The 5920-nt window shown below is 68.5% G+C and carries 4 protein-coding genes; 2 read left to right on the top strand and 2 right to left on the bottom strand.

Annotated features, from left to right (window positions below; translation table 11 throughout):
* The first annotated feature begins 53 nt into the window (after nucleotides 1–53).
* Nucleotides 54–587, top strand: a complete 534-nt coding sequence (locus tag AOK11_RS33635) for a TerD family protein (RefSeq protein WP_055597465.1) — start codon at nucleotides 54–56, stop codon at nucleotides 585–587.
* 157 nt (nucleotides 588–744) lie between these two features.
* Here the strand turns inward: AOK11_RS33635 and AOK11_RS33640 are convergent, their stop codons facing one another.
* Nucleotides 745–3642 (bottom strand): vitamin B12-dependent ribonucleotide reductase, encoded by a 2898-nt coding sequence (locus AOK11_RS33640; protein WP_055597466.1) that lies wholly within the window; start codon nucleotides 3640–3642, stop codon nucleotides 745–747.
* A gap of 162 nt (nucleotides 3643–3804) precedes the next feature.
* The gene (gene nrdR / locus AOK11_RS33645) at nucleotides 3805–4362 is read right to left on the bottom strand and encodes a transcriptional regulator NrdR (protein WP_055597467.1); all 558 of its coding nucleotides are present in this window, start codon (nucleotides 4360–4362) and stop codon (nucleotides 3805–3807) included.
* A gap of 725 nt (nucleotides 4363–5087) precedes the next feature.
* On the opposite strand from nrdR, the gene lexA reads away from it, so the two are divergent.
* Entirely contained in the window at nucleotides 5088–5867 is a 780-nt protein-coding gene (gene lexA / locus AOK11_RS33650; RefSeq protein WP_055597468.1) for a transcriptional repressor LexA, read from the top strand.
* The last annotated feature ends 53 nt before the right edge of the window (nucleotides 5868–5920 follow it).

Genomic DNA, 5920 nt, shown 5'->3' on the forward strand with positions numbered 1-5920 from the left:
GCCCGGCAGTTGACCTGAAGGGCAGGACGGTCGTACGGGGAAGGGGAAGACTGGTGAACGGCGTCAACAAGGGCATCGGCAAGGTCGAGATCGCGCTGAGGTGGGACCCGAGCCCTGCGGGGCAGCCGGCCACCGACCTGGATCTCGTCGCCGCGCCCTACCCGGCAAGCGATCCGCACGGCGATCCCTCTTACGTGGTGCACTTCGACAGCCGCTCCCCCGACGGCACGATCACCCTCAACCGGGACAGCAAGGACGGCAAGGGCTTCGGCTTCGACGAGGTCATGACGCTGGAACTGAACCGGCTCGACGCGCGGTACACACGCGTGGTGGTGGGGGTCGTCGTACAGCAGCACCAGGAGCCGCGCACCTTCGCCGGCGTGGGACACCCCGGTCTGCGCATCCGCGAGGGGTACACCGTCCTGGCCGAGGACGACTTCGGGGGTGTTCTGGGAGCCACGGCGGCCACCGTCGCCGAGTTCACCCGGGACGGCACCGGCGCCTGGGAGTTCCAGCCCGGCGTCCAGGGTTTCCAGGGAGACCCGTCGGCCTTCACCCGCACCATGGGAGCCGTCCGCCGCCCGTGAGCCGGTTCCGGCCACGGCCCGGCACCTCGGCGGGAAACGGCGGCAGGACGGAAAGAACGGAAAGAAGGGGCACCGGCCGAAGCCGGTGCCCCTCTCTCATTCCCTCAGCCGGTCGTACCGGGCGGACACGCCCGTACGCACGGTGTCACACCCTGCCTCAGCTGCAGCCGCTGGTCGAGCCGCAGCCCTCGCAGATGTAGCAGGAGCCGGCGCGCTGCATCTTCGTCCCGCAGGAGAAGCAGAGCGGGGCGTCGGCCTGGATGCCCAGTTGCATCTCGACCAGCTCCGCGCTGGTGTGGGCCTGCTGCGGGGCGGGCTTGGCCGCCTCGGGCTCGGCCTTCGGCGTGGCGACCGCCTTCAGCTCCTGGGCCAGCGGCGCGGACTGGGCGAGACCCTCGACGTCGAGCTCGTCGTCGGTCGGCTCGTAGGAGCCGGTCTCGAGGTGGCGCTGACGCTCGTCGGCCGAGTGGATGCCGAGTGCGGAGCGCGTCTCGAAGGGCAGGAAGTCCAGCGCCAGGCGGCGGAAGATGTAGTCGACGATGGACTGCGCCATCCGCACGTCCGGGTCGTCCGTCATACCGGCCGGCTCGAAGCGCATGTTGGTGAACTTCGAGACGTACGTCTCCAGCGGAACGCCGTACTGGAGGCCGACGGAGACCGCGATGGAGAAGGCGTCCATCATGCCCGCGAGGGTCGAGCCCTGCTTGGACATCTTCAGGAAGACCTCGCCGAGACCGTCGTCCGGGTAGGAATTGGCGGTCATGTAACCCTCGGCGCCGCCGACGGTGAAGGACGTGGTGATGCCGGGACGTCCCTTCGGCAGACGCTTGCGGACCGGGCGGTACTCGACCACCTTCTCGACCGCGGCACGGATCGTGTCCTCGGTCTTCTCGGTGATCTCGGCCTTCTCCTTCTCCTTGGTCTTGGCGGAGAGGGGCTGGCCGACCTTGCAGTTGTCACGGTAGATGGCGAGCGCCTTGACGCCCATCTTCCAGGCCTCGAAGTAGACCTCCTCGACGTCCTCGACGGTCGCCGACTCCGGCAGGTTGACCGTCTTGGAGAGGGCGCCGGAGATCCACGGCTGGATCGCGGCCATCATGCGGACGTGGCCCATCGCGGAGATGGAGCGCTCGCCCATGGCGCAGTCGAAGACCTCGTAGTGCTCGTGCTTGAGGCCGGGGGCGTCGATCACATTGCCGTGCTCGGCGATGTGGGCGACGACCGCCTCGATCTGCTCCTCGTGGTAGCCCAGGCGGCGCAGGGCCTGCGGGACGGTGCCGTTGACGATCTGCATCGAACCGCCGCCGACCAGCTTCTTGAACTTGACCAGGGCGAGGTCGGGCTCGAGGCCGGTGGTGTCGCAGGACATCGCGAGACCGATGGTGCCGGTCGGGGCGATGACGGACGCCTGGGAGTTACGGAAACCGTTCTTCTCGCCGAGGCTCAGCACATCCTGCCAGGCCTCGGTGGCGGCCACCCAGATCGGCGTGTCCAGGTCGTCCATGCGGACGGCCTTGGCGTTCTCGTCGGAGTGCTGCTTCATGACCCGCAGGTGCGGCTTCGCGTTGCGGGCGTAGCCGTCGTACGGGCCGACGATCGCGGCCAGTTCGGCGGAGCGCCTGTACGACGTGCCGGTCATCAGGGAGGTGATGGCGCCGGCCAGGGCACGGCCGCCGTCGGAGTCGTAGGCGTGGCCGGTCGCCATCAGCAGGGCACCGAGGTTGGCGTAGCCGATGCCGAGCTGGCGGAAGGCGCGGGTGTTCTCGCCGATCTTCTGGGTCGGGAAGTCCGCGAAGCAGATGGAGATGTCCATCGCGGTGATGACCAGCTCGACGACCTTCGAGAAGCGCTCGACGTCGAAGGACTGGTGGCCCTTGCTGTCGTCCTCGAGGAACTTCATCAGGTTCAGCGACGCGAGGTTGCAGGACGTGTTGTCCAGGTGCATGTACTCGCTGCAGGGGTTCGAGCCGTTGATGCGGCCGGACTCCGGGCAGGTGTGCCAGTTGTTGATGGTGTCGTCGTACTGGATGCCCGGGTCGGCGCAGGCCCAGGCGGCCTCGGCCATCTTGCGGAACAGTTCCTTGGCGTCGACCTCCTCGATGACCTCGCCGGTCATGCGGGACGTCAGGCCGAACTTGCCGCCGTCCTGGACCGCCTTCATGAACGTGTCGTTCACGCGGACCGAGTTGTTGGCGTTCTGGTACTGGACGGACGTGATGTCGTCGCCGCCCAGGTCCATGTCGAAGCCCGCGTCGCGCAGGGCGCGGATCTTCTCCTCCTCCTTGACCTTGGTCTGGATGAAGTCCTCGATGTCGGGGTGGTCGACGTCGAGGATGACCATCTTGGCGGCGCGTCGGGTGGCGCCGCCCGACTTGATCGTGCCGGCGGAGGCGTCGGCGCCGCGCATGAAGGAGACCGGGCCGGAGGCGTTTCCGCCGGAGGACAGCAGTTCCTTGGAGGAGCGGATGCGGGAGAGGTTCAGGCCTGCGCCGGAGCCGCCCTTGAAGATCATGCCCTCTTCCTTGTACCAGTCGAGGATCGACTCCATGGAGTCGTCGACGGACAGGATGAAGCAGGCGGAGACCTGCTGCGGCTGGGGCGTGCCGACGTTGAACCAGACGGGGCTGTTGAAGCTGAAGATCTGGTGCAGGAGGGCGTAGGCCAGCTCGTGCTCGAAGATCTCGGCGTCGGCGGGGGAGGCGAAGTACTTGTGGTCCTCGCCGGCCTTCCGGTACGTCTTCACGATGCGGTCGATCAGCTGCTTGAGGCTGGTCTCGCGCTGCGGGGTGCCCACGGCACCACGGAAGTACTTGCTGGTGACGATGTTGACCGCGTTCACCGACCAGAAGTCGGGGAACTCGACGCCACGCTGCTCGAAGTTGACCGAGCCGTCGCGCCAGTTGGTCATGACGACGTCCCGACGCTCCCAGGCCACCTCGTCGTAGGGGTGGACTCCGGGAGAGGTGTGGATCCGCTCGACTCGCAGCCCCTTGCCGGCCTTGCCGCTGCCCTTGGCCCGGGAACTCCGTGTCGGACCGCTCGCCGTCTCTGTCATGCCGCCTCCCTGGTACGGGCAAAACGCCCTGAAGTGCCCCGATGTTCCCGTGGCACGGTGTTTGTCTGATGCTGCGGGCACCCACTCGCATCGCCCGCAACAGGTCTTCTCATCGCCGCAGTCCGGCCGCCCCCGGCCGCAGGACCGGGCAGGGCCCGCCGGTCAGCCGGTGGGCTGGGTGGGCTCCGGGACCTGGACGGTCCCACCGGGCCCGCTGTCGCCTTCCCGGCCCTCCGCGACAGCCCTCTCAGGGGCTCCGTCGTCCGCGACGGGGTGCTCCACCTGCCTGAGTTCCGTGATCGCGGCCTCGAAGTCCTCGAGCGACTCGAACGCCCGGTAGACGGACGCGAACCGCAGATAGGCGACGAGGTCGAGTTCCTGCAGTGGGCCGAGGATGGACAGCCCCACGTCATGGGTGGTCAGTTCGGCGCTCCCGGTGGCCCGCACCGCTTCCTCGACCCGCTGGCCGAGCTGCGCCAGCGCGTCCTCGGTGACCGGACGCCCCTGGCACGCCTTGCGCACACCGTTGATGACCTTGGTACGGCTGAACGGCTCGGTGACGCCGGAGCGCTTGACCACCATGAGCGAGCACGTCTCCACGGTCGTGAAACGGCGGGAGCAGTCGGGGCACTGGCGCCGCCTGCGGATCGACGTGCCGTCGTCGGTCGTGCGACTGTCGACGACACGGCTGTCGGGGTGCCTGCAGAAGGGGCAGTGCATGAAATTCCAACCCTCCCTCGCAGCAGACTCCATGACCTCAAGGGGTCCGTTCGGCCCCGTGAAGCTGCTCCAGCATAAGCGATCTCCGAAGGCCTCAGAACCGCGGGACCACAACTTCTGGGCAGCTGGTGCAATCCAACCACTAGATGTGGTGATTGGCTCATTCATACACTCCAGCACGCGTGTCGCTCGAATCGGGGCCGAAGACTCCCGCCCGGCCCTCCTCACGGTGCGCTCACGCGACGCGACGGTACGGGCTCACGGAGCCTCGCGCCCGCCCCGGAGGGGCTGTGCGAAACCCCTCGCGGGACCGCACGGGGAACCTCGCGCGGAGCCGGCAGCCGCCGAGCCGACAGCCCCGATCCGGCAGCCCCCGGACAGGCCGGGCCCCCCGCGCGCGCATGGCGCCGGCCGCGCATGGGGAGATGTCGCGCCCTCCGGAGGGAGGCCGCGCGCGACTCCCGAAGAGACCCGAGGAGAGCCGGGCCGTCCCCCGCGTCACGGGGCGGCGAATGGCAGACTGACCCACGACCGGGAGGCCGCCGCCTCTGCGGCGAAGAATACGGGAATGGACACCTTTGCCCGATAGGGAGAATTGCGGCCAATACACTTCTCCGGGCAATCACAGAAGGCAATTCCCGTTTTTTCACTCGAACGTGTGTTTGGCGCAACCTTTCGAAAGCTACTACCGTTGTCTTGCAGGGAGACCATCGAGAGGGGCCGACGTGACCACCACCGCAGACAGCGCCAGCATCACTGCCCAGGACCGCTCCCAGGGCCGGCTCGAGCCGGTGCATGCGCTGAGCGAAGCCACGCATCCCGAGGGCCAAAAGCGCTCCTTGCCGGGCCGACCTCCCGGCATCCGGGCGGACAGCTCGGGACTCACCGACCGCCAGCGTCGGGTGATCGAGGTCATCAGGGATTCGGTGCAGCGACGCGGGTACCCGCCGTCGATGCGCGAGATCGGCCAGGCGGTCGGCCTCTCCAGCACCTCCTCGGTGGCACACCAGTTGATGGCGCTGGAGCGCAAGGGCTTCCTGCGCCGCGATCCGCACCGTCCCCGCGCGTACGAGGTGCGCGGTTCCGACCAGGCCGCCTCCGTGCAGCCCACCGACACCGCGGGCAAGCCGGCCGCGTCGTACGTGCCGCTGGTCGGCCGTATCGCCGCAGGCGGCCCCATCCTCGCCGAGGAGTCGGTCGAGGACGTCTTCCCTCTCCCCCGTCAGCTCGTCGGTGACGGTGAGCTGTTCGTCCTGAAGGTCGTCGGCGACTCCATGATCGAGGCCGCGATCTGTGACGGCGACTGGGTCACGGTCCGGCGCCAGCCCGTCGCCGAGAACGGCGACATCGTGGCCGCGATGCTCGACGGCGAAGCCACCGTCAAGCGCTTCAAGCGCGAGGACGGCCATATCTGGCTCCTCCCGCACAACGCGGCCTACGAGCCGATCCCCGGCGACGACGCGACCATTCTGGGCAAGGTGGTGGCCGTTCTGCGCCGCGTCTGAGTCCGTTGCGGGGGCCGGCCGGTCCGGCCCCCGCCCCCGCCCCTGGTCCGGGC

This window comes from Streptomyces hirsutus (assembly GCF_001418415.1).
GTDB lineage: Bacteria > Actinomycetota > Actinomycetes > Streptomycetales > Streptomycetaceae > Streptomyces > Streptomyces hirsutus.

Coding starts and splice junctions, on each gene's coding strand:
- nrdR (WP_055597467.1), bottom strand. CDS start 4,362: ATGCACTGCCCCTTCTGCAGGCACCCCGACAGCCGTGTCGTCGACAGT.
- AOK11_RS33640 (WP_055597466.1), bottom strand. CDS start 3,642: ATGACAGAGACGGCGAGCGGTCCGACACGGAGTTCCCGGGCCAAGGGC.